This window comes from Clostridium gelidum (assembly GCF_019977655.1).
GTDB lineage: Bacteria > Bacillota > Clostridia > Clostridiales > Clostridiaceae > Clostridium > Clostridium gelidum.
In genome coordinates this window covers 1372976-1396538 of the sequence record NZ_AP024849.1, presented here as the reverse complement: position 1 = coordinate 1396538, position 23563 = coordinate 1372976, and the positions used below count along the sequence as shown (strand labels likewise).

Genomic DNA, 23563 nt, shown 5'->3' with positions numbered 1-23563 from the left:
AATGCACCTTCATTCAAAAATTTTATTGTTTTAAAATTTTAATATCATATTTATTTAAACAGATTTCTTTACTTACTTTTTCACCAGAAAGCATATCTACATATTCTTCTTTTCCAAGTGATACAGTCTTTTCTGCTTCAGTAAAATTCATTACAAAGGTAAATTTATGTTCACCATTACTACGTTTTTGAGCTGTAACTCCCTTTGGTAATTCTCCATCTATAACACTCGTAATTCCTAAATCCTTTATAATCTTTGAATATAAATCATTATTGAAATCTTCCCCTGTTCGTGCTCCTATATAATAAGCCTTTCCTTCTCCGTATTTATTTACAGTTACTGCTGGCATATTTTCATAGAAATCATTTTTATATACTGCAAGAATTTCTGCTGTTTCTGCATGAATTAAATCGCAATAATCTTTAACTTCATAAGTGCCTTTAATATTTTCTATATTATTATCCTTAAACACTATATTATTTACTTCATTATCATATAATGAATCTATTTCCTCTGACCATATTCCCATAACTTCTCGAAGTGGTCCTGGGAATCCCCCTAAGAAGCAAAGGTCATTTTCATCAACAACTCCACTAAAGTAAGTAGTTACAAAAGTTCCACCCTTTTTCACGAATTCTGTAATTCTTTCTGCTACATTTTGACGAACCATATATAACATTGGTGCTACTACTAAATCATATTTTGAAATATCACGGTCCATATTAATAATGTCTACTGAAATTCCACTTTCCCAAAATACTCTATACGCTTCTTGGCAAGTTTCTTCATAATTTTTTCTATATTTCTTTAAACCTTGTAAATCCTCAATTGCCCATCTATTTTCTCCATCATATATTATTGCTACTTTAGATTCTGCAGTAGATCCCTGAATTTCTCTAAGTTTACTTAAAACTTCTCCAACTTCTGATACATCTCTAAATATTCTGGTATTTTCATGTCCTGAGTGGTCTACTACAGCACCATGAAACTTTTCTGAAGCACCTCTTCCTTTTCTCCATTGGAAATATAAAATTGAATCTGATCCATGAGCTAAGGCTTGTATTGATGATAATAAATGCATTCCTGGTCGTTTTAATTTATTTGCATCATGCCAGTTTACGAGGCTTGGAGTATTTTCCATTACCAAAAATGGTTGCCCATTTTTAAATGCCCTATACATATCATGGACAAAACCAATGCTTGATCCTAACTCTGCAGTACTTTGAAAATCATTGTGCCATGTTGGATAACTATCCCATGACGTTATATCTACTTCTTTTGCAAATTTAAAGTAATCAAGACCTGCATATGTCCCCATAAAATTAGTAGTTATAGGTACACTCGGTGTTATTTTTTTTATTGGTTTAATTTCATTTTTATAAAAATCTATTGTTTGGTCTGTAACGAACCTTTTCCAATCAAGATTTTGTCCGTGAACAAAAATTTCACCATTTTCAGATGGACTTTCTATTTGTGACCAACCAGTAAATTTATGACTCCAAAAACCTGTCCACCATGCTTCATTTAGTTTTTCTAAATCATTATTATATTTTTTCTTAAGCCAGTTTCTAAATGCATCCTGGCAAAATTCACAGTGACATTCTCCACTATATTCATTAGAAATATGCCACATTATTAATGATGGATGATCTTTATATCTTTCTGCTAAAAGTTTATTTATTTCGTAAGTCTTTTGTCTATATATTGGTGAAGTAAAACAATGATTATGTCTTTGTCCATGAAGATTTTTACTTCTATCACTATTTACTCTTAAAACCTCTGGATATTTTTCAGACATCCAGGCTGGTCGTGCACCACTTGGAGTAGCTAAAATTACATGAATATTATTTTTGGCCATATCATTCATGATTTTATCTAACCATTCAAAAGTATACTTACCTTCTTCAGGCTCTATTGTACTCCAACCAAATATGTTTATAGAAACACAATTACAATTAGCTAACTTCATAAGACGAATATCTTCTTTTAAAAGTTCTGGATACTTTAACCATTGATCTGGATTATAATCTCCTCCATGCAAAAATCCATTTACTTTATTATTAAATGTAGAAAACTCATTATTCATAAAACACCTCCATATGCAATAAATTATTGGTTTTATTTACATTGTTTTAAAATCCTTATCCCATATTTAATTAATTTGATTTCTCTATTTACTAATTCACCAGAAAGCATATCTACATATTCTTCTTTACCAAGTGATACAATCTTTTCTTCTTCAGTAAAATTCATTACAAATGTATAATTATTCTTTTCATTACTACGCATTTGTGCTGTAACTCCTATTGGCAAGGTTCCATCTATAACACTCTTAATATTTAAATCATTAATCAGTTTTGAATAGAAATCATTATTGAAGTCTTCTCCAGTTCTTGCTGCTATATAATATGATTTTCCTTCTCCATATTTATTTACAGTTACTGCTGGCATACTAGCATAAAAATCATTTTTATATACTGCAAGAACTTCTGCTGTTTCTGCATGAATTAAATCACAATAGTCTGTAACTTCATAAGTTCCCTTTAAATTTTCTACATTATTAGAAGTAAATTCTAAATGATTAACTTCACCATCATATAATGAATCTATTTCCTCCGCCCAAATTCCAGTAACTTCTCTTAGAGGTCCTGGGAATCCACCTAGGAAACAAAGATCATTTTCATCTACAATTCCACTAAAATAAGTAGTTACAAAATTTCCACCTTTTTTCACGAATTCAGTAATTCTCTCAGCTACATTTGGACGAACCATATATAACATTGGTGCTACTACCAAATCATATTTTGAAATGTCACAGTCCATATTAATTACATCTACTGAAATTCCATTTTCCCAGAATACTTTATAAGCTTCCTGACAAGTTTCATCATATCTTTTTCTATATTTCTTTAAACCTTGCAGATCATCTACTGCCCACTTGTTTTCAACATCATATATTATTGCTACTTTTGACTCTGATGTAGCTCCTTGAATTTCTTTTAACTTATTAAATGCTGCTCCCACTTCTGATACTTCCTTAAATACTCTAGTATTTTCATGACCACAGTGATCTACTACAGCTCCATGGAATTTTTCTGAAGCCCCTCTTCCTTTTCTCCATTGAAAATATAAAACTGAATCTGCTCCATGAGCTATCCCTTGCATTGATGATAAGAAATGCATTTGGGGACGTTTTAATTTATTAGTATCATGCCAGTTTACGAGGCTTGGCGTACTTTCCATAACTAAAAATGATTGTCCACCTTTTAATGATCTATATATATCATGTACAAAACCTACATTAGCTGCCAAGTCTGCAGTACTTTCAAAATCATTATGCCATGCAGGGTAATTATCCCAAGATGCTATATCTACTTCTTTTGCAAATTTCCAGTAATCAAGGCCTGTGAATAATCCCATATGAGGATAATTTCCCATGAAATTAGCTGTTACAGGTACGCCAGGTGTAATTTCTCTTATTGGTGCAATTTCATTTTTATAGAAATCTATTGTTTGATCTGTAACAAATCTATTCCAATCAAGGTTATGTCCATGAACATATACTTCACCTTTTTCAGATGGACTTTCTATTTGAGACCAGCTGGTGAATTTATGACTCCAAAAGCCTGTCCACCATGCTTCATTTAGTTTTTCTAAATCGTTATTATATTTTTTCTTAAGATAATTTCTAAATGCATCCTGGCAAAGTTCACAATGACAGTCTCCACCATATTCATTTGAAATATGCCACATTATTAATGATGGATGATCTTTGTATCTTTCTGCTAAAAGCTTATTTATTTCATAAGTCTTTTGTCTATATATTGGTGAAGTAAAACAATGATTATGTCTTTGTCCATGAAGATTTTTACTTCTATCACTATTTACTCTTAAAACTTCTGGATATTTTTCAGACATCCAGGCTGGTCTTGCTCCACTTGGAGTAGCTAATATTACATGAATATTATTTTCTTCCATGTCATCCATAATTTTATCTAACCATTCAAAGGTATACTTACCTTCCTCTGGTTCTATTGCACTCCAACCAAATATGTTTATAGAAACACAATTACAATTTGCTAATTTTAAAAGACGAACATCTTCTTTTAAAACCTCTGGATACCTTAACCATTGGTCAGGATTATAATCTCCCCCATGTAAAAGTCCCTTTACTTTATTATTAAATACTGAAAATTCTTTGTTCATAAATAATTCCTCCTACATTTTTCACATACTTAATTTAAACCAATAAATATTTTTATTTATACGTTTTCATCAATAACATAATGTTAGCATTATTATTAATACTTTATGTGGTAATTTTATTTACTTTTAGTAAAATATTATCTTTTATAATTCAATAATTTGGAGAGTTTTCAACTTAAACAAAAATGGAGCATCATTTTTGTTTAAAACTCCCCAGATTATTCATGAAATACTTTGCATCACTAAATACTAAACTTCATAAAGTTTAACTTTTCACTTAGAAAGGGCTCGAAAATGAGAGTCAACTTTGTTATATTTACTTTTCACAAAAAACAAACAAAGTAGCGTCTCAAGGGTTTATTAGAAAAATAATTAAATTTCAATAGAAAAGTCAAAATACATTTTGATGGGCGAAAAGATTTAAACATTTTACTACAAACTAAAGAAATTACTAATATATAGTTGCTAATAACATGATATTCTAAAATTGGATCTAATGTAATCGTATAATCAAAGCGTTTACATTTCAATTTTTTTTAAGGAGGGATTCTATGTTAATCAAAAATTTCAGAAGTATTTTTTCTCTAGCATTATGTGTGATTTTAATTTTAACTTTTTTTCCAACTAAAAATGTTCAAGCTACGACTACGTTTGCAAAAGGTGCAGATGTAGGTTGGCTATCAGAAATGGAATATTATAAATGGGCCTTTTATAACAGTAATGGTGTTAAACAGGATTGCTTGCAAATATTAAAAGACCATGGTATAAATTCAATTAGATTTAGGGTATGGGTTAACCCTTCACGTGGGTTTTGCAACAAGGATGATGTAGTAAAACAAGCAGTACGTGCAAAAAATATGGGATTCAGAATATTAATAGATTTTCATTATAGCGATACATGGTGTGATCCAGGACAACAGGCTAAACCAGCAGCATGGAAAAACTACGATTTTAATGGTTTAATGAATGCAGTTTATAATTATACCTATGATGTAATGAGCACATTAAAATCAAATGGAGTAAATCCAGAGTGGGTTCAAGTTGGAAATGAAACCAATAATGGTATGCTATGGGAAGAAGGACGAGCTTCCACAAATATGAAGAACTTTGCGTGGCTTGTTAATAGTGGTTATGATGCTGTGAAAAAAGTAAGCAGTAACTCTAAGGTTGTAATACACCTTCCTGGTGGAGATAATAATGAAGTATTTAGGTGGCTGTTTGATGGACTTAAAGCAAATGGTGCAAAGTATGATGTTATAGGTATGTCATTATATCCTAATACAACTAACTGGGCCAGTCTAAATAAATTATGTTTGGCTAATATGAATGACATGGTAAATAGATATGGTAAAGAAGTTATGTTATGTGAAGTTGGTATGGATGTTAATTCACCATTAATTTGTAAGGCTTTTCTTACAGATATAATAAATAAAACAAAATCTGTTTCTGGTGGAAAAGGTATAGGCGTATTCTACTGGGAACCTGAATGTTACGGTGATTGGAATAAATATTATAAAGGTGCCTTTGACAGTACCGGAAAGCCAACAGCGGCATTAGATGCATTTCTCTAGAAAATAATTTGTTAAATACAAATAGGATTTACTAAGTTAAATGAAGTTTTAGCATAACAAAATATTAAGCCAGAGTTCTCATGAATTAGAACTCTGGCTTAATTTTTTTATAGAGATTCACTGTGAAATCTAAGTTTATTCAGATATCAGTTGAAATTTGACAGATATTATTTAGATAAGGCTTAATCAATAAAATAATAATATATTTTCTTTCTCTCATTTTCATCATACTCCTTTAAATAATATATATATATCTTTTATATATGGAGGATATATGTTTTTATAAACCATATTACATAAAAATCAATAAATTTTTTTCTATTAAAATATTACAAATTTCTTATGTGATTTACTTTTAGATGCAAATAAAAAGATATTACTTCCTATAAAAATAGCGTAATATCTCTTTTAGTGACTGTCACCGTATGAAGAAATCATTTTTCAACAATAAATATTTTATGAAAATTAAAGTAAAAATGCATCAAGAACTGCAGTAGGTCTTCCATCCTTGCCCCAAGCACTTAATTTATATTTGCTCCAACTATATGCTCCTTGCGGTTCCCAATAAAACACTCCTAATCCTTTTCCTTCTGGAATAGCCTTTACTCTCATTATAACTTCTTTAAGCATATCATAATTATTCCTTACATTTGTATCTTCTCCACCGATCTCACATACTATTACTTCTTTGCCATACCTGGTTGCAAATTCAATTAAATTATTGCTCAAATTATCTATGGTTTCAGTATAATCTTTTTCTACCCAGTATGGATAATAAGACACACCAATTGCATCATATTTCCCTCCATTAGCCTTATGATTGTCAAAAAAGCTAATAAACCTCTCTCGGTTATCTCCTTGATCCAAGTGAATAATAACCTTTGCTTCCTTAAATACGGCTTTTACTGCTTCATAACCGCTATTTAACAACTTGGATAATTGTCCAAAGTTATCAGTGCTTCCTTCTGGCCACAACATACCACTGGGAATTTCATTACCTACCTGCACCCATTCAGGATTAACATCCTTAACCTTTAATGCATTCATGACTTCCAAAGTGTAATCATAAACATCTAATACCAATTGATCAAAACTATGCTTTTCCCAAGCCTCAGGTTTCTTTTGCTTTTCAGGATCTGCCCAGCTGTCACTATAATGAATATCTATCATCAATCTAAATCCCATTCTTTTTGCACGTACTGACATCTCCACGATTTCATCAGTACTACAATGACCGCTGGCAGGATCGTCAGAAGGATTTACCCAAGTTCTCAAACGTATTGAATTAATTCCATGATCCTTCAAAATCTTAAGACAATCTTCTTCTCCATTATCATTATAAAACTTATATCCTGTTGCTTCCATCTGCTGTAGCCAGCCTACATCTGCACCTTTTGCAAAACTCGTTTCTTCATTATGTTTTTTATTTACCATTTCTATTTCTCCTATCATACATTACTCTATATCATAATCATAAATTGCTTCTATATCCCATATACAGCCTACTTTGGGATATCTACTTCATATATCATTTATATATCAATATCTTTTATAAAATCCAAAGCTATTATCCCGCTTTTCATATTCATATGTAGTAATGGCAGATGATTTTTAATTCAAATCATCTGCCATTATGTTTTTAAACTTAAATATTAATTATTTGCTATATTCGTCCATATACTTCTTTGATTGAGTCTTACATTCTTCTAATATCTTGTCAAATCCTGCTTCTGATAATTTTTCTCTATATTGCTTTATACCAGCATCAACATCTTGAACCATTCCTAAATCAAGAGGTACTCCATATTGAGTTATAACATTTCCTACTGCTGACATTTCATTTTTCAATTTACTATCATCAAATGAAAATGCTGCTAATGGATTAGTTACTGTATAGTCTGATTTCCACTTATCTATTGTTTCTTGAACTATAGCTGGTTGATCTGCTGGTTTACGATGTTCTTTTTGGCTATACCAACCCCAAGGACACACATTTCCTGTTGGAAAGCTTTCACTTGCATCTAAAGTTTTATATTGCTTATCTCCCTCTGCTTGCCAGTGAGTTCCTTCAACTCCGAACCAAGTTAACTCATAAATATCTTTATCATATCTTAATAGATCTAATGCCATTAATGCTCTTTCAGGATTTTTAGAAATAGCATTGATAGCCATACCATTATTTGTATAAGTATTTATTAATCTATTCGTTCCCTTTGTTTGGTCAATAACTTGAGCATTCCATTCTGGATTACTTTTATTCATTCTTTGTACTCTATCTGCTACAGATCCAATGTTCCAAACCATTAATGCAGTTTTTCCAGCTACAAAGTCATCATCTCTTGTTGCTTTACTTGAAATTGAATCACTTGCCCAATATCCCTTATCTGCGAATTCTTTCATTTTATGTGCATATTCTTTATATTCTGGAGTATCTACATATGCAAATATATTTCCTGACTGATCATTAACATTAAATCCTATTGATGGTAATGGTGCTCCACTAATCCCTCCAAATCCATACCTCTCCATCATATATGGGTATTGAAGATTTTGACCACCACCATTTGCAATTACTTTGACACCACTTGCTGTATCTTTAGAAACAGCATCCATATATGCTTCTAATTGATCATAGTTATCAATTTTATCAATTCCATATTTCTTCATTAAATCACCTCTAGCGCCAAATACCCTTGTTCCATATTCTTCTTGGTCACTAGGAATCATGTAATTCTTTCCGTTTATTTTTCCTTGCTTCCATGCATCTTTTGGCTCATTTTCATAGATATTAGGTGCATATTTTTTTAACATATCGTCTGTTAGTTCATAGAACCCATTTTTTGTTGCTACTTGACTATAATACCCCCATGATGATGCTGTGAAAATCATATCAAAATTCTCACCTGATTGAAATAATAGTTGATATTTAGTAGTCATATCAGACCATGGCAAAAAGCTAACATCTAATGTTGCATTAATTTTTTTCTTCATAATTTCATTTACTTTACCATATACAGTATCAAAATCCTTTGGCTTATCCCCTATAAGGTACATTTTTAATTTTACTTCTTGTAATTTAGATGGATCTGAAGCATCAGCACTTTTACTGCTAGAACTTCCACACCCTATCATAAGTGTTCCTGCAAGCATTGCTGTTAATCCAACAGCAATCATTTTCTTAATAGTTTTTTTTATCATTTTTTATTCCCCCTGTTCACTTTTTTCCATTTATTGTAAATTAAAATTATGAGCTTTATTCCTTAACTGCTCCTATAGTTATACCTGATACAAAATATTTTTGTATAAAAGGATATACTAATATTATTGGTCCAGTTACTATTACTGTAAGCGCCATCTTTAAAGACTCACTAGGCATATTAATTGCTGAGCCTACACTTCCTCCAGTTTGAGATAAAACAGTCTTATATGCCTCAACATTATTTACTATTTTATACAAGTAATATTGAAGTGAATATAGATTTTCATTATTAATAAATAACATACTGTTGTACCAATCATTCCAGTATCCTATTGCTATAAATAATCCAACTGTTGCAAGTGCAGGTTTTGATAAAGGTAATATTATTTTCCAAAATATCTCAAAATCCCCTGCCCCATCAATTTTTGCAGCCTCAGTAAGCGCTTTAGGTATACCACCTAAATAACTTTTCATGAGAATAATATTAAATACACTTAGCATTGGTGGCAATAATAATGATAGATAACTGTCTTTTAAATCAAGATATCTAACCATCAGTATATACCATGGTACAAGTCCACCACTAAATAATGTTGTAAAATAGAAGAAGAATGAAAATTTATTTCTCCATCTAAAGTCTTTTCTTTGAAGTACATATGCTGTCATTGCTACTGTAAATAATCCAAGAGCTGTTCCTATAGTTGTCAAACTTATTGTAACACCATATGCTCTAAGTATTGCTACCGGTTCTTTTAATGCTGTTCTATATGCTTCTAATGAAAAACTTTGTGGAAAAAGTGAAAATCCATTAGCAATAATCTCTTTCTCATCAGTGATTGATCCCATTACAACAAGTGCAAATGGTATTAAACATAGCAGTGCTATTATTGTAATCAAACCATAACTTATTCCATTAAATAATTTTACGTCTGCAGATTTTTTCATATTACGTCTCACCTCCTATTAAAATAATGAATTGTCTTTATCATAACGTTTTACTATATAATTCGTTATTATTATTGTTATAAAACAAAATACTGATTGATATAAACCTGCTGCTGCGGACATTCCAACTTCGCCAGATTGCACCAATGATCTAAATGTAAATGTATCTATAACATCTGTTGCATTAAATAAAGGTCCATTATTACCTACGAGTTGATAGAACATTTGAAAATCACCTCTAAATATAGTTCCGATTGCAAGTAGCGTAAGTATTGTTAGTGTAGGAACTAAACATGGAATTGTAACCTTGAAAATTCTCTGAAAAATATTTGCTCCATCAATTTTTGCAGCTTCATAAATTTCTGAGTCTATTCCCATGATTGCTGCTAAATATAATACAGTTCCATATCCAACATTCTTCCAAGCTGAAGCAAATATTAATATAATTGGCCAGGCATAAGTATTCGCATAAAAATTTACTTTTTCAAAGCCTAGTTTGCTTAAAACTGCATTTATTGTTCCATTTTCAACATTTAATATGTTGTAAGCAATTACACCTACAACAACCCATGAAATGAAATATGGTAAAAACATTGCTGTTTGAGCAATTTTTTTAAAATATTTTTTAGAAATTTCTGAAATCAATATTGCCATTCCCATTTGCAAAGTTGTATTTACTACTATAAACCCTACATTATAAAGAATAGTATTTCTTGTTACTGTAAATGCTTGTCCTGATAAGAAAAAATATTTGAAATTATCAAATCCTACAAAAGGACTTCCAAAAATTCCATCTCTAAAGTTATAATTTTTGAAGGCTAGAACTGTTCCCCCCATAGGAATATAACTAAATATGAAAAAATAAAGTATTGCTGGTAATAGCATTAATAGTAATACTTTATTTTTTTTAATCTCCTTTAAAATACTAGCGCTTTTACTAATGTCTTTTATAATGTAATCATCATTAACTAAATTCTGATTAATTCCTCTCTCCATATATATCCTCCTTTTGTTATACGTTTTCATCAACAACATAATAATATCATTTCAAAAAAGCTTTTTTGTAGTAATTTTATTTACTTTTAGTAAAATTTTATTTTCTTTTAGTAAAGTTTTATTTTCTATTTTCTATTTTTGTTGTATACTATCAATGTAAATATTACTGCTATGCTTTTTTTATTTGAACTATAATTCTAGTTCTCCTCTTAAATTGATATTCTTTTATTTATACGTTATCAATCAACATGTCATTTATTTTAGTTTATGAGGGGGTAATCTGATGATAAATTTATTAATTGTAGATGATGAAATTTTCACTCGTGAAGGTCTTCTTGAAATGTTACCTTTAGATGAACTTGGTATAACTGAAACTAGACAAGCATTCGATGGCATTGATGCATTAAATGTATCTAAGGATTTTGAACCTAATATATTATTGACGGATGTTAGAATGCCTCGTATGAACGGTATAGAATTAGCATTTGAAATAAGAAAGTTATATCCTGAATGTTCTATAATTTTTATGAGTGGGTATTCAGATAAAGAGTATTTAAAATCAGCTATTGCACTTAAGGCGATCACTTATGTTGAAAAACCTATTGAATTAGATGAGCTTGAAAATGCACTTAAATCTGCAATTTCAGAAAATTTAAAATCTAAAACATTAAAGGATAGTATTGAAAATAAAATTGCACTAGAAATGAGTAGTGAATATAACAAATCAAATATAGAAAATATCATTAATTCTTGTGTTTCTAAAGAAATCCAAGAAAAGTTATATAAGGCATTTTTTGTAACCGTTTTACTTAAAGTGCAAACTCCAATTAAAAATGAAAATGAGAAACTTATTGACACATTAAAAGGTATTTGTTCTTTATACCTCTTTAATAATTTTATATCTATAAAAAATGAAAATGAAATAATTCTTCACCTTTTCTTTACTAATAGTGATAAAATTTATATGGATATTAAATCTAGTTTATTTAATTCCTTATTTATATCAATTGGTGAATATTTAGCAACCAATACAAATTACTATATCTGTGTTGGTAACATTGTTTCTGAAATGACAGATATTCCAAGGTCATATGATTCAGCTTGTATAATGTCAAATCACACATTTTTTTATGACTATAATTCTATAATACTTCCATTAAGTAATACTAATGATAGTTATATACTTAATGAAAATATTTATTCTGAATTTGATGCATATCTTTCTAAAGAAGATAATCAAAATATTATTTTAATAATAAAAAATTTAACTTCTGAAATCAGAAAGTTTACAGGTACTAAAGCTTCATATGTTAGAGATATATATTATAGATTATTTTTAAAAATATTTAACTTTTCTCTTGATAGAAACATAGCAATTGATGACTATATAAATTCTAACGATGTTTTTGATCAAATATTAAAGTGTCCGAATATTTTTATACTGGAAGGATTTTTAATAGATAAAATCAATGAATTTTTTATTATTTTAAAAGATAAAGCTTCAAAAAGTAACCCTGTTTTATCTGTTTTAGAATACATACATAATAATTATTCTGATTCTAATCTGGGTTTAGAACAAATTAGTAAAAACACCTTTCTTACTCCAGCATATATTTGCGTTATTTTTAAAGATTTTACCTCTACAACTGTAAACAAGTATATTAATGAATACAGAATTGAAAAAGCTAAACTCTTTTTAAAGGACTCTAATATAAGCATGAGTGATATTGCTACCAAAGTAGGCTATAGTGATGGAAATTATTTTTCTAAAATCTTTAGGAAAGCAACATCTTATACTCCATCTGAATATAGGAGGAGTTTTTCTAAATGAAACTAAATTGGGTTAGACAATTAATTAAAACTTTTAACTCTAAATTAATTAATCAATTTTTATTTATGTATTCAATACTTATAATAATTCCATTAACAATATTATTTACTTATACTTACACAAAAATGTCCACAATGATTGAAGATAATATTATACTATCTACTGAGCAAGCGTTTGATCAATCTTGTTCATATATTACTTATAAGTTATCTAGAATCTATAGCACATCGAATTCTATAGTTTTAGATGATAATTTTACTTCAATACTTAGAAAAAATCCTAAAAATTATCCAATTTATGATCAAGTTAGCGACTTATATAAGTTAAGATCTAATTTATCTTATAATCAAAATAATGTTGATATTTTTACTATAGACTTGTATGTAAATAAAGATTTTATTTACTCTAATGAAAATGTAAATATTTATTCTATGAATCAACTTGAGAATTCAAAATGGCTAAATAAAATTAACAGTGATAATTCTAGATTTTTTTGGTGTCCATCTTCATATTTAAGGTCTGATTCGCCTGATCTTCTTTGCTTAGGAAAAACTATTGTTAATCCTGATAATTATTCTGAAAATATAGGATATGTTATACTTAATTTTAAGAAACATGACTTGGAAAATATAATAGGAAAAATTAATTCTATTGATGGCAGTATAAGTTGCATAATAAATTCGAATGACGATGTAATTGCTTCTACAAATGATAGTACTTATATGAAATATAAAGATATTATCAATAATGTAAAACCAACAAATAATACTAAATTGAGTAATATTAATATTCATAATAATACTTCATTTATTCAAAGTTCATATATTAATAATACTGACTGGCGTATTATTAATATTGTCCCATATGAGATGATAAACTCCCAAATAAATACACAGCGATACATTTTAATAATTATAGTTCTAATTTTTGGTGGAGCTTCACTTTGTGCTGGATATTATTTTTTTAATTCTATAAATAGGCGCTTATCTAAAGTAATAAGAGGTATGAGAGAAGTTCATGCCGATACTCTTGATAATTTTATTGAAAATGATGGTGATGATGAACTTGGCGAACTTATTAGCAACTATAACTATATGATAGGTAAAATGTCAATATTAGTTGATGAACAATATAAATCTGGTAAAGCTGTTAAAAATGCAGAATTAAAAGCCCTTCAATCTCAGATTAATCCTCATTTTTTATATAATACACTAGATATGATAAATTGGATGGCTTATAAAAATATGAATTCAGAAATACGTTTAGCTGTTAAAAATTTAGCTAAATTTTATAAACTTTCTTTAAATAAAGGTAATGATATAACACCTATAGAAGATGAATTGCATCATGTTTCTTTATATGTTGAAATTCAAAACATGAGATACAGTAATAGAATATCCTTAGAAATTAATGTTAATAGTGATATTAGAAGTTATTTAATTCCTAAAATTACACTGCAACCAATTGTTGAAAACTCTATAACCCATGGAATTTTTGCAAAAGGTAATGTAGAAGGAAAAATAATTATTACTGGATCTATAGTTAATAATAATATTTATTTAAAAGTTTCTGATGATGGTATTGGAATTAAAGAAAGTGATTTACCTTTAATTTTGTCATCAGAAAAACATAAATCTAAGAATAAAGAATCAAAAGGTAGTGGATACGGAATTAAAAATATAAACGAAAGATTGAAACTTTATTATGGTGATGATTATGGACTTTCTTTCAGCAGTATATATGAAAAAGGAACTACCGTTACTATAAAACTACCTATAATACTGGAGGCATTATGAAAAAAGATTTTTACGATAAACCAATTTACACAATATCAAATTATATTATTAACTTTTTTTTAAGTAGTGTTTATTTATCTATTTGTAATATACTACTTATACTATTTTTTATTTTTACTGCAATAGATCCAAGGAACTTTAGTTTATTACTCCTATTTATTTGTTTGATACCTTTAGGTCCCTCTTTAGGCGCTCTATACTCTACAATTGGTAAAATAATTCGCGAAAAAGATATATACTTCTCATCATATTTTTGGAGTTCATATAAAAATAATTTTGTATCTTACTTAAAACTTTGGTTAATTGAGATTATTCTACTTACTATATTATTCATTGATTTTCAGTACTTCTATTTAAATATGCCAGAAAAAGGTATTCATATAATTTTTGTTGTATTAATTATAATATCATTAGTAATAGGCTTCTATACCTTCCCTATAAACTCTAGATTTGAAATTAAATTAAAGGATTTATTTATTATATCAATATACTATATGATAAAAAAATTCCCAACAACTATATTAAAAATTGCTGTTATTATCTTAATTTATTATTTATCAAACAAAATTTCAATTATATTCTTAATTTTTATACCTAATATAATTTGTTTTATATTTTTTTACTATGATAAAAGTATATTTACAGAACTTGAAACTAAATTTTTATCATCTGATAGCAATAAATAATTTTGATAAAAATATATTTTAGAATTTAACTATTTAATGGCAGGTTGTTCCATTTTCTGCTTGTCCCTTTGTTTCTTGGGATTGTGCAGAAGTTGATGCAACCTGCCATTTATAAATTTCTAATGAAAATTTTTTTGATTGTGCCTAAAGTCATTGTTACAGTTTTCATTGATTATTTTTTACTTTTAACGAGAATATCATTAGCCATTAATTCTTCTTCACATTTCACAGTAAAAATCATTTGTGGACGAGGTGCACTTTCTATTTCCTCACCATTTTCTTTTCTCATATCCTCAAATTTTATGATCTTGTTATCTCCTTTTATAGCTAAAACTTCAACTAAATCACCATTACAAACTTTATTTCTTTGTTGCACAGTTGCAATATGTGATTCCTTATTATAATCCTTCACAATTCCTACCATATCATAGTCTTGTATATATGCTGAACTTTCATAATTTTGTCTTATTTTTTCATCAAAATAAAAACCAGTTGTGTATGGTCTGTGGCTAGGTTTCATAAGCTCTTCCATTAATTTAGGGTCATATTTATAATTTTTAGGATCTTCTATGTATTTATCAATGGCTTTTCTATATGCTTTTACTATAGATGCTACATAATATGAACTTTTCATTCTACCTTCAATTTTAAGAGAATTTATACCTGCTTCAATAAGTTCTGGAATATGTTCTATCATACACAAGTCCTTTGAGCTCATAAAATAAATTCCATCTTCGCCTTCGTTAACCTTATGATAATCACCTGTTTCTCTTTCTTCATATAGATTATATTTAAATCTACAAGGTTGTGTACAAGTTCCCCTATTAGAATCTCTGCCAGTTATATAATTTGATAATAAACACTTGCCTGAGTATCCCATACACATTGCACCATGAACAAAGACTTCTATATCACAAGTTTCTGGTAATTCTTTTCTTAGTATCTTTAAATCATCAAGACTCATTTCTCTTGCTGCTACTATTCTTTTAACTCCAACCTTATGCCAGAACAAAGCAGATTTATAATTTAAATTACTAGCTTGAGTACTTAAATGTATTTCAAGCTCTGGTGCTACCGCACGAGCTATACTCATAATCCCTGGATCTGCAATAAGTACAGCATCAACACCTATTTCATATAATTCAGTAATATATTCTTCTATACCCACTAAATCTTCATTATGTGGAATTACATTTAATGTAACATGAATTTTTTTTCCTCTTGAATGTGCATATTCAAGACCTTCTTTTAATTCATCTATTGTAAAATTATCTGCTGCTGCTCTCAAGTTTAATTTATTTCCCCCAAGATATACTGCATCAGCACCAAAATTTATAGCAGTTTTAAGTTTCTCCAAATTTCCTGCTGGTGCTAAAAGTTCTATTCTGTTCATATTTTATTTCTCCTTATCTATTAACTAAATAATACTATAGCACATTTATAATATTATAGTCTTATATACTTATCAACAAGTAAAAATTTGATCTGTACTAGCACACATAATCAAACTTATTAAGATTCACAACTAATTGTTTTTTGCTCTTCAATCCTTAATAATATAACAGCACAAATTAACACAATTGCTGAACACCATATTGATTTTTCTCCAATATTTAATGTCAAAAATCCACCTAAAAAAGCTCCAAATATAAATGAAAAGATTATTGTGAAATAACGAATTGAGCGGATAGCTGACTTAATATCCTTTTCTGTAATAGCAATAAACGCTGCATAAGAAGCTGAACGTAAATTGCCTGTGGACATAGTTGTTGTATATGGCGAATCAACTAATTTACGGAATGAAGATACCTGAATCGAAGCAACAAATGAAACTATAACCGTCACAACAATATTGGGAATTGTATTTGGTATAAATCCTACAATAATAATGGCTAAAATTTCGATAATTAAGACTGCTTGTTTCCAATCTGATACAAATAATCGTGAATAAAATTTTTTTATTAATTCCACAACAATTACTCCAATCATACAAGCTAATATAGGTGGAACATGAGATAAGGCTTGTCCAAACTCACCCTTTGCAGCATATGCTCCCAACATTATAATATTTCCTGTTTGAGCATTAGCAAAAACTCCTCCCCTTCCTATGAATGTATATGCATCCAAAAAACCTCCAACAATTGCAAGAAGTATGCCAAGTCTTACAGATTCATGAATTGCATGATTTGAATGTATCTTTATCTTCTTTGTGTGTATTATATCAAAAACTTTATCAACCAAAATATCCCTCCCTATTGTATTTTCATAATTTTTGAAGGTACATATTCAATACCTTCTTTTAATTTTTCTGTTGTAAAATTATCTACCATATATGCTAATATAATTCACCATAAATATTCTTAAGAATATTACGATATTTATTTTAAACCATATTATCATATACGTCAAAATATGCACCTTAAAAAAAGTGCGTAGCACAATCAAGATCTTATTCACCTATAAAAATAGTGCGACGCACAATTATAATCTTATACATCGCAATCGCAAAAAGTATCAAACACAATTTTATCAATAATTTTATTTACTAGCTTCAAGAATGCTTATACTTGCACTTGCACCAATTCTATTAGCCCCTGCATTTACCATATCCATAGCAGAATTAAAATCTCTAACTCCACCTGAAGCCTTAACTCCCATTTCTGTTCCTACAGCTTTCCTCATAATAGCAACATCTTCCTTAACTGCTCCTCCAGTAGAAAATCCTGTTGATGTCTTAACAAAGTCTGCACCTATCTCTTTAGATATTTCACATACCTTAATTTTTTCTTCATCAGTTAAAAGGCATGCTTCAATAATCACTTTAACTACAGCTTTTTTATTAGCTGCATCTACAACTGCTTTTATATCTTCTTTAACTAACTCATAATTCTTTTCTTTTAAAGCACCAACATTTATAACTGTATCTACTTCATTTGCACCATTTTCTATTGCTTGCTTTGTTTCAAAAGCTTTAACTTCTTTAGTTGTGGCTCCTAAAGGAAATCCAACAACTACACATGTGCTAACATCTGATCCTTCAAGTTCTTTACTTACAATCGCAGCATTACAAGCATTTATACAAACTGAAGCAAAACCAAATTCCTTAGCTTCCTTGCAAAATCTTTTAACCTCTTCAATTGTTGCCTCTGGTTTTAATATTGTATGATCTATGTATTTAGCTATGTTCATAATTTATTTCTCCTTATCTTTAATATTATTTTAAATTTATCTACTGGAAATCAGCATATAAATCTGGATTTTTACCGAAACTTTCTAATTATGGCAAAGCATCTTTTATTTCAAAAATCCATTTCATAGCTTGTACATAATATAATGCATCTTCATGATTTTTATTAAATATCTCAATCACTCCCCAAATAGTTTTTAGATAATCCATCATCATATATTAAAATTCATTTCCATAGTGAGTATTTTAAATAAATGTTGTTAATATATTTAGAAATCACATGTTATAACAAGCATTAAAAATAATTTTTATATGTTTTAAACACCCATATTAATATAAGTGCAAATATAAGTATAAGAACGAATAATAACAACATTCTTTTAAAACACACTGTATAGAATTGAAATAGTATCTATAACGATCATATGGCAGGTTAAATTTTTATTTTGCAGCAGCTTCTTATCCTTGTATTCACAGTAGTATAGTTCGAATTATATATCAATAAATAAATTACCCATCTATGCTAGTACAAATTTTAAATCTAGGAGTTAATTAACTCTCTAAAACTTAAAAATGTAGTCGATCTAAGTTAACATTTCAGCTACATTTTTAAATATTTCATTTATATTTTGTACCTCTCATAAAACACACCATTAAGTGCTATATAGCTAAAACTATTATAATGTTAAGAATATGTTTTTATTTGTTTTCTTCTTCAAATTTCTTCATGAATTCAACTAATGCTTTAACCCCTTCTATTGGCATAGCATTGTATATACTTGTTCTCATACCACCAACAGTTCTGTGTCCTTTTATGTTTTCAAATCCTTCTGCTTTAGCTTCCTTTATAAATTTAGCATCTAATTCATTTCTTCCAGTTATAAAAGGTGCATTCATTAAAGAACGATCTTTCTTTACAACTGTTCCTTTAAACATGCTACTTGAATCAAGGTAATCATATAATATAGAAGCCTTTTCTTCATTAATCTTTTTCATTGCTTGGAGTCCACCCTTATTTTTAACCCAATTAAATACTTTTCCACATATGTATATTCCATATGCTGGTGGTGTATTATATAATGAATCATTATCTGCATGGATTTTGTATTTTAACATTGTTGGAGTACCTGGAATCACATCATCTGTAATTAAGTCTTCACGAATTATTACTACAACAACCCCAGCTGGTCCAACATTCTTTTGAGCTCCTGCATAAATCAATCCATATTTTGATACATCTACAGGTTCAGATAAGAAATCTGATGACATATCAGCTACTAGTATCTTATCTCCTGTTTCAGGAATATCATTATATTTAAGTCCATGCACTGTTTCATTGTGACATATGTAAACAAAATCTGCATCATCAGAAATCTTTAAATTCTTTCTATTTACTTTCTTTAGCTTTTCTATATGCTTCAACAAATCTTCTAGCTTCATTTTCAACAGCTGCATAATCTCCAGTTGCTGCACCCTTTGTTAAGTTACTTCCAGTTCCAACTGCAACTGCTCCTACATTTACCCATTCATGTATATTTTCAACTGCAACTCCGCCTGTTGGCATAAATTCACCTTGTGGAAGTGGTCCTCTAAATGATTTAATTACTGATGGTCCATATAAATTAGCTGGAAATATTTTAATTATATCAACACCATATTCTAAAGCAGTAATTGCATCCTTAATAGTCATTACCCCTGGCGTAACTAAAACTTTATATTTATTACAAAGCTTTAATGTATCTACATCTAAGCTTGGACTAACAATAAATTGTGCCCCAGCAAGTATACACGCTCTAGCTGTTTCAGTATCTAAAACTGTTCCTGCTCCAATAATTACATCTGTACCTTTGTATTTGTCTGCTGCTTCTTTTATCATTTCTAGCGGATTTGGAACTGTCATTGTAAGTTCCATAATTTTTATTCCACCTTTTACTGCAGCATCTACGATTTTAATAGCCTGATCCCTTGAATCACCTCTAATTACTGCAATAACTCCTGCATCTAATATTCCCTTTAATACTACGTTCTTTTTCATTCTTTGCACCTCTATTTTTATTTATTATGATTAATTTTATTTACTAAATCCCTTTAGCAATATTTTTATTATTTAATTGCTATTTTTACTTACCAAATAACATCACATACTTTATTAATAATTTATTCACCATATCCAAGTTTTTTTATAAATACTCTTATTAAAATTTCATCTATACCTGAACTACTATTATTCTTTTTTACCATAACTACTGCCTCCTAACAGAGATTTACTATACAATTATGGTATTATAGTATAATCTATATATCAACAAGTAAAATACAAATCTGTGCTAGTACAGTATTTAAGGAGTGGTTCATTTTGCTTAAATATGAAGAGATTATAGAATATATTAAAAACAGTATAAAAACAGAGAAATTAAATCATCCAAAGAAATTACCATCTATTAGATCCATTCAAGAACTGTTTCAGTGCAGTACTGGTACAGTTTTAAAAGCTTATTCAAAACTTGAGCAAGATCATATTATATATTCAGTTCCTAAAAGTGGATATTATATAATTGATGATTTTCATAATCCAACTCCTTCTAAACAACCTATAATTGATTTTTCAGCTGTAAATTTAAATTCCGAAGCTTTTCCATATAAGAATTTTCAACATTGTCTAAATAAATCAATAGACTTATACAAAGAAAAACTCTTTGCTTATTCTGATCCTAGGGGATTAACTTCTTTAATTAAAGTATTAACAAAGCATATCCAAAACTATCAAATATTCACAAAACCAGATAACATAATTATTACATCAAGTTCTCAACAAGTATTAAACATATTATCTATTATGCCGTTTCCAAATGGCAAGACTAATATACTTATTGAACAACCTACGTATTATGGAATGATAAAATTTTTAGAACTCAATAATATCCCTACTCTTGGTATAAATAGAGACTTTAATGGACTAGATCTAGATGAATTAGAGAAATTATTTAAATACGGTAATATTAAATTTTTCTATAGTATACCTAGATTTCATAATCCAACTGGAACTTCATATAGCAAACTTGAAAAGCAGGAAATTATTAAATTAGCTGAAAAATATGATGTATATATTGTTGAAGATGATATTGCAGCGGATTTAGATATGAATAAAAAAAATGATCCTATGTTTTCTTATGATACTTCTTCAAGAGTTATATATCTTAAGAGTTATTCAAAAGTACTCATGCCAGGTTTAAGAGTTGCAGCTCTTATATTGCCAGAATTATTAATTAATAGTTTTTTAGAATATAAAAGATGGACTGACATAAGTAGTCCTATACTGTCCCAAGGAGCCTTAGAAATATACATAAAAAACGGAATGTTTGATGCTCATATGAAGCAATTAGTTAGTTTATATGGTAGCCGTATGAATTCTTTAAAAGACACATTATTAGAAAATAAACATCCAAAGATTAAATACAATATTCCTGATTCCGGATACTTTGGTTGCATTTATGTTAATGGTTCTTTAAACTATGATAAAATCATTACATCATTACACCATAAAAATATAAAAATCTTTAACACAAGTGAATGTTTCCTCAAAGAATATAAGTGTGACAATTATTTCAGATTTACTATTAGTGAAGTAAATGAAAAGCAAATAAAAAAAAATATTCCTATAATACTTAATACTATTCAGAAACACTTGTTCTAACAAAGTTGATGGAGGAATTATAATTCCATATCCTTATGAGGAGTATATTAAAAAATAGTAGTTTGATCTATTATTTTCTTTTAAAAAATTCCATAACAATACTTTTAAAATAAAGTATTGTTATGGAATTTTACTTTTATGATGTAGGCGATGCATTATCAAGTTAAGGGAGGTTCAAAAAAACAATAATTACTTAGAAATTGCTTTCTCTTACCATATTGTAAAGCATTCCTTGCTTTAATTTATTACTATCCCCACCTAATACATCAATTAATGCATAAGCAAAAGGCAGTGTTGTAGCAGGCCCTCTACTAGTGATTAAGTGATCATCTATTACAACTATATCCTCTACATAATTTGCTTCTTTAAATAGTTCAGTATATTTCTCTCCAGGATATGATGTTATTGTACGCCCTTTGATAATTCCTGCTTTTTCTAAAATCATTGGTGCTGCACAAATAGCTGCAACAAATTTTTCTGGTGCCTTATCAAAATATTTAACCAATTCAATGACTCTTTCATCATCTCTTAAATTTGTTGCACCAGGTAATCCACCAGGTAAAACAATCATGTCATACTCTCTAATTTCATCACTTATAATTTTGTCTGCCTTTACTACAATATCATGAGAACCCTTTACCATTTCTTCATCGATGCTCACAGAATCACACTTAAATCCTGCTCTTCTTAAAATATCAATTACAAATAATGATTCTCCCTCTTCAAATCCTTCTGCTAAAAAAACTGCAATTCTACTCATTTAACTCTTCCTTTCATCGTGTACTAATTTATATTTTAATTATACTAAATTTGTTTTTTTCTCTCTACTGATTTCCCAATCTAGGAAATTGCTTTAATACTTATTATATGATATTGTGTTCTCTTTTTCCTTAGATACTTTAGCAGCAATCTTTTCATTAGCTGGATAACCAACAGTTATAATTAAATCAAGTTTTCTATCTTCCGGAATACCAAGAATTTTTTTTACACCTTGTGCATCAAATGCACCAATAATGCAAGTACCAAGCGAAAGCTCTGTGGCTTTCAAACAAAACATAGCAATTGCGCCACCTATATCACTCTTTGTATAGTCATCACCTTTTATTTTTCCTCGATTAATCGGTATATAATTTAAACCTTCATTTACCACTGCAATCATAATTGGAGCTGTCCTTGTAAATATATTCACATGATAATCATCATCTGAGGTGCATGCTTTTACTTTACAGAGAATATGTTCTTCATCTATTACGATAAACTTCCACGGCTGATAATTACGTGCAGAAGGTGCCATTAGTGCTGCAGCAAGACACTGGTAAATCAGTACTCTATCCACTTTTTTATCAATATAATTCCTAATGCTTCGACGCTTTTTAGAAAGTGTTGAAAAATCCATTTTTATCATCTTCTCTCCAAATATATTATTTTATAACATTGCCTATGTAAATATAT

Annotated in this window: 18 protein-coding genes and 1 pseudogene; 5 read left to right on the top strand and 14 right to left on the bottom strand. The window is 28.9% G+C overall.

Going from position 1 to position 23563, the window contains the following annotated elements:
• Nucleotides 1–22 precede the first annotated feature (22 nt).
• On the bottom strand, nucleotides 23–2086 hold the full coding sequence (locus psyc5s11_RS06285; protein ID WP_224036766.1) for a beta-galactosidase: 2064 nt from the start codon (nucleotides 2084–2086) through the stop codon (nucleotides 23–25).
• A 32-nt stretch (nucleotides 2087–2118) separates the two neighbouring features.
• Nucleotides 2119–4206 (bottom strand): beta-galactosidase, encoded by a 2088-nt coding sequence (locus psyc5s11_RS06280; RefSeq protein ID WP_224036765.1) that lies wholly within the window; start codon nucleotides 4204–4206, stop codon nucleotides 2119–2121.
• A gap of 551 nt (nucleotides 4207–4757) precedes the next feature.
• Between psyc5s11_RS06280 and psyc5s11_RS06275 the strand changes: the two genes are divergently transcribed.
• Nucleotides 4758–5777 (top strand): glycoside hydrolase family 53 protein, encoded by a 1020-nt coding sequence (locus psyc5s11_RS06275; RefSeq protein WP_224036764.1) that lies wholly within the window; start codon nucleotides 4758–4760, stop codon nucleotides 5775–5777.
• Between the two features lie 465 nt (nucleotides 5778–6242).
• Here psyc5s11_RS06275 and psyc5s11_RS06270 read toward each other — a convergent pair whose 3' ends face one another.
• The 4 genes from psyc5s11_RS06270 to psyc5s11_RS06255 all read right to left on the bottom strand — a co-directional run bounded on the left by psyc5s11_RS06270 (nucleotide 6243) and on the right by psyc5s11_RS06255 (nucleotide 10917).
• Nucleotides 6243–7229: a glycoside hydrolase family 53 protein gene (locus tag psyc5s11_RS06270; protein ID WP_224036763.1), complete on the bottom strand. Its 987-nt coding sequence runs from the start codon at nucleotides 7227–7229 to the stop codon at nucleotides 6243–6245.
• A 204-nt stretch (nucleotides 7230–7433) separates the two neighbouring features.
• Nucleotides 7434–8975, bottom strand: coding sequence for an ABC transporter substrate-binding protein (locus psyc5s11_RS06265; RefSeq protein WP_224036762.1), 1542 nt, complete (start codon nucleotides 8973–8975; stop codon nucleotides 7434–7436).
• Nucleotides 8976–9030: 55 nt separating this feature from the next.
• Entirely contained in the window at nucleotides 9031–9921 is an 891-nt protein-coding gene (locus psyc5s11_RS06260) for a carbohydrate ABC transporter permease (RefSeq protein ID WP_224036761.1), read from the bottom strand.
• Nucleotides 9922–9939: 18 nt separating this feature from the next.
• On the bottom strand, nucleotides 9940–10917 hold the full coding sequence (locus psyc5s11_RS06255) for an ABC transporter permease (RefSeq protein ID WP_224036760.1): 978 nt from the start codon (nucleotides 10915–10917) through the stop codon (nucleotides 9940–9942).
• Between the two features lie 283 nt (nucleotides 10918–11200).
• Between psyc5s11_RS06255 and psyc5s11_RS06250 the strand changes: the two genes are divergently transcribed.
• Genes psyc5s11_RS06250 through psyc5s11_RS06240 form a run of 3 tightly spaced genes read left to right on the top strand, consistent with a single transcriptional unit; the run spans nucleotide 11201 to nucleotide 15230 of the window.
• Nucleotides 11201–12748 (top strand): response regulator transcription factor, encoded by a 1548-nt coding sequence (locus psyc5s11_RS06250; protein ID WP_224036759.1) that lies wholly within the window; start codon nucleotides 11201–11203, stop codon nucleotides 12746–12748.
• On the top strand, nucleotides 12745–14544 hold the full coding sequence (locus psyc5s11_RS06245) for a sensor histidine kinase (RefSeq protein ID WP_224036758.1): 1800 nt from the start codon (nucleotides 12745–12747) through the stop codon (nucleotides 14542–14544). Before psyc5s11_RS06250 ends, psyc5s11_RS06245 begins: the two co-directional genes overlap by 4 nt.
• A complete protein-coding gene (locus psyc5s11_RS06240; RefSeq protein ID WP_224036757.1) occupies nucleotides 14541–15230 on the top strand; it encodes a DUF624 domain-containing protein in 690 nt (229 codons plus the stop codon). The genes psyc5s11_RS06245 and psyc5s11_RS06240 overlap by 4 nt, the downstream gene beginning before the upstream one ends.
• 172 nt (nucleotides 15231–15402) lie before the next feature.
• Here the strand turns inward: psyc5s11_RS06240 and psyc5s11_RS06235 are convergent, their stop codons facing one another.
• From psyc5s11_RS06235 to psyc5s11_RS06215, 6 genes and pseudogenes are all read right to left on the bottom strand, one after another.
• Nucleotides 15403–16623, bottom strand: a complete 1221-nt coding sequence (locus psyc5s11_RS06235; RefSeq protein ID WP_224036756.1) for a peptidase U32 family protein — start codon at nucleotides 16621–16623, stop codon at nucleotides 15403–15405.
• A gap of 119 nt (nucleotides 16624–16742) precedes the next feature.
• Nucleotides 16743–17471, bottom strand: coding sequence for a YoaK family protein (locus tag psyc5s11_RS06230; RefSeq protein WP_224036755.1), 729 nt, complete (start codon nucleotides 17469–17471; stop codon nucleotides 16743–16745).
• Between the two features lie 297 nt (nucleotides 17472–17768).
• Entirely contained in the window at nucleotides 17769–18419 is a 651-nt protein-coding gene (gene deoC, locus psyc5s11_RS06225) for a deoxyribose-phosphate aldolase (protein WP_224036754.1), read from the bottom strand.
• Nucleotides 18420–18507: 88 nt separating this feature from the next.
• Nucleotides 18508–18633 carry a hypothetical protein gene (locus psyc5s11_RS27825; protein WP_258712431.1) on the bottom strand — a complete coding sequence of 42 codons (126 nt, stop codon included), beginning with the start codon at nucleotides 18631–18633 and terminating at the stop codon, nucleotides 18508–18510.
• A 483-nt stretch (nucleotides 18634–19116) separates the two neighbouring features.
• A pseudogene (serC, locus tag psyc5s11_RS06220) lies at nucleotides 19117–19803 on the bottom strand (3-phosphoserine/phosphohydroxythreonine transaminase); the annotation flags it as partial.
• Between the two features lies 1 nt (nucleotide 19804).
• Nucleotides 19805–20452: a bifunctional 2-keto-4-hydroxyglutarate aldolase/2-keto-3-deoxy-6-phosphogluconate aldolase gene (locus psyc5s11_RS06215; protein WP_224036753.1), complete on the bottom strand. Its 648-nt coding sequence runs from the start codon at nucleotides 20450–20452 to the stop codon at nucleotides 19805–19807.
• A 321-nt stretch (nucleotides 20453–20773) separates the two neighbouring features.
• On the opposite strand from psyc5s11_RS06215, the gene psyc5s11_RS06210 reads away from it, so the two are divergent.
• On the top strand, nucleotides 20774–22111 hold the full coding sequence (locus psyc5s11_RS06210) for an aminotransferase-like domain-containing protein (RefSeq protein WP_224036752.1): 1338 nt from the start codon (nucleotides 20774–20776) through the stop codon (nucleotides 22109–22111).
• Nucleotides 22112–22304: 193 nt separating this feature from the next.
• On the opposite strand, the gene psyc5s11_RS06205 is transcribed toward psyc5s11_RS06210, so the two are convergent.
• A complete protein-coding gene (locus psyc5s11_RS06205) occupies nucleotides 22305–22871 on the bottom strand; it encodes a DJ-1 family glyoxalase III (RefSeq protein ID WP_224036751.1) in 567 nt (188 codons plus the stop codon).
• 93 nt (nucleotides 22872–22964) lie between these two features.
• Complete coding sequence (locus psyc5s11_RS06200) at nucleotides 22965–23507, bottom strand: nitroreductase family protein (RefSeq protein ID WP_224036750.1); 543 nt, start codon at nucleotides 23505–23507, stop codon at nucleotides 22965–22967.
• Nucleotides 23508–23563 lie beyond the last annotated feature (56 nt).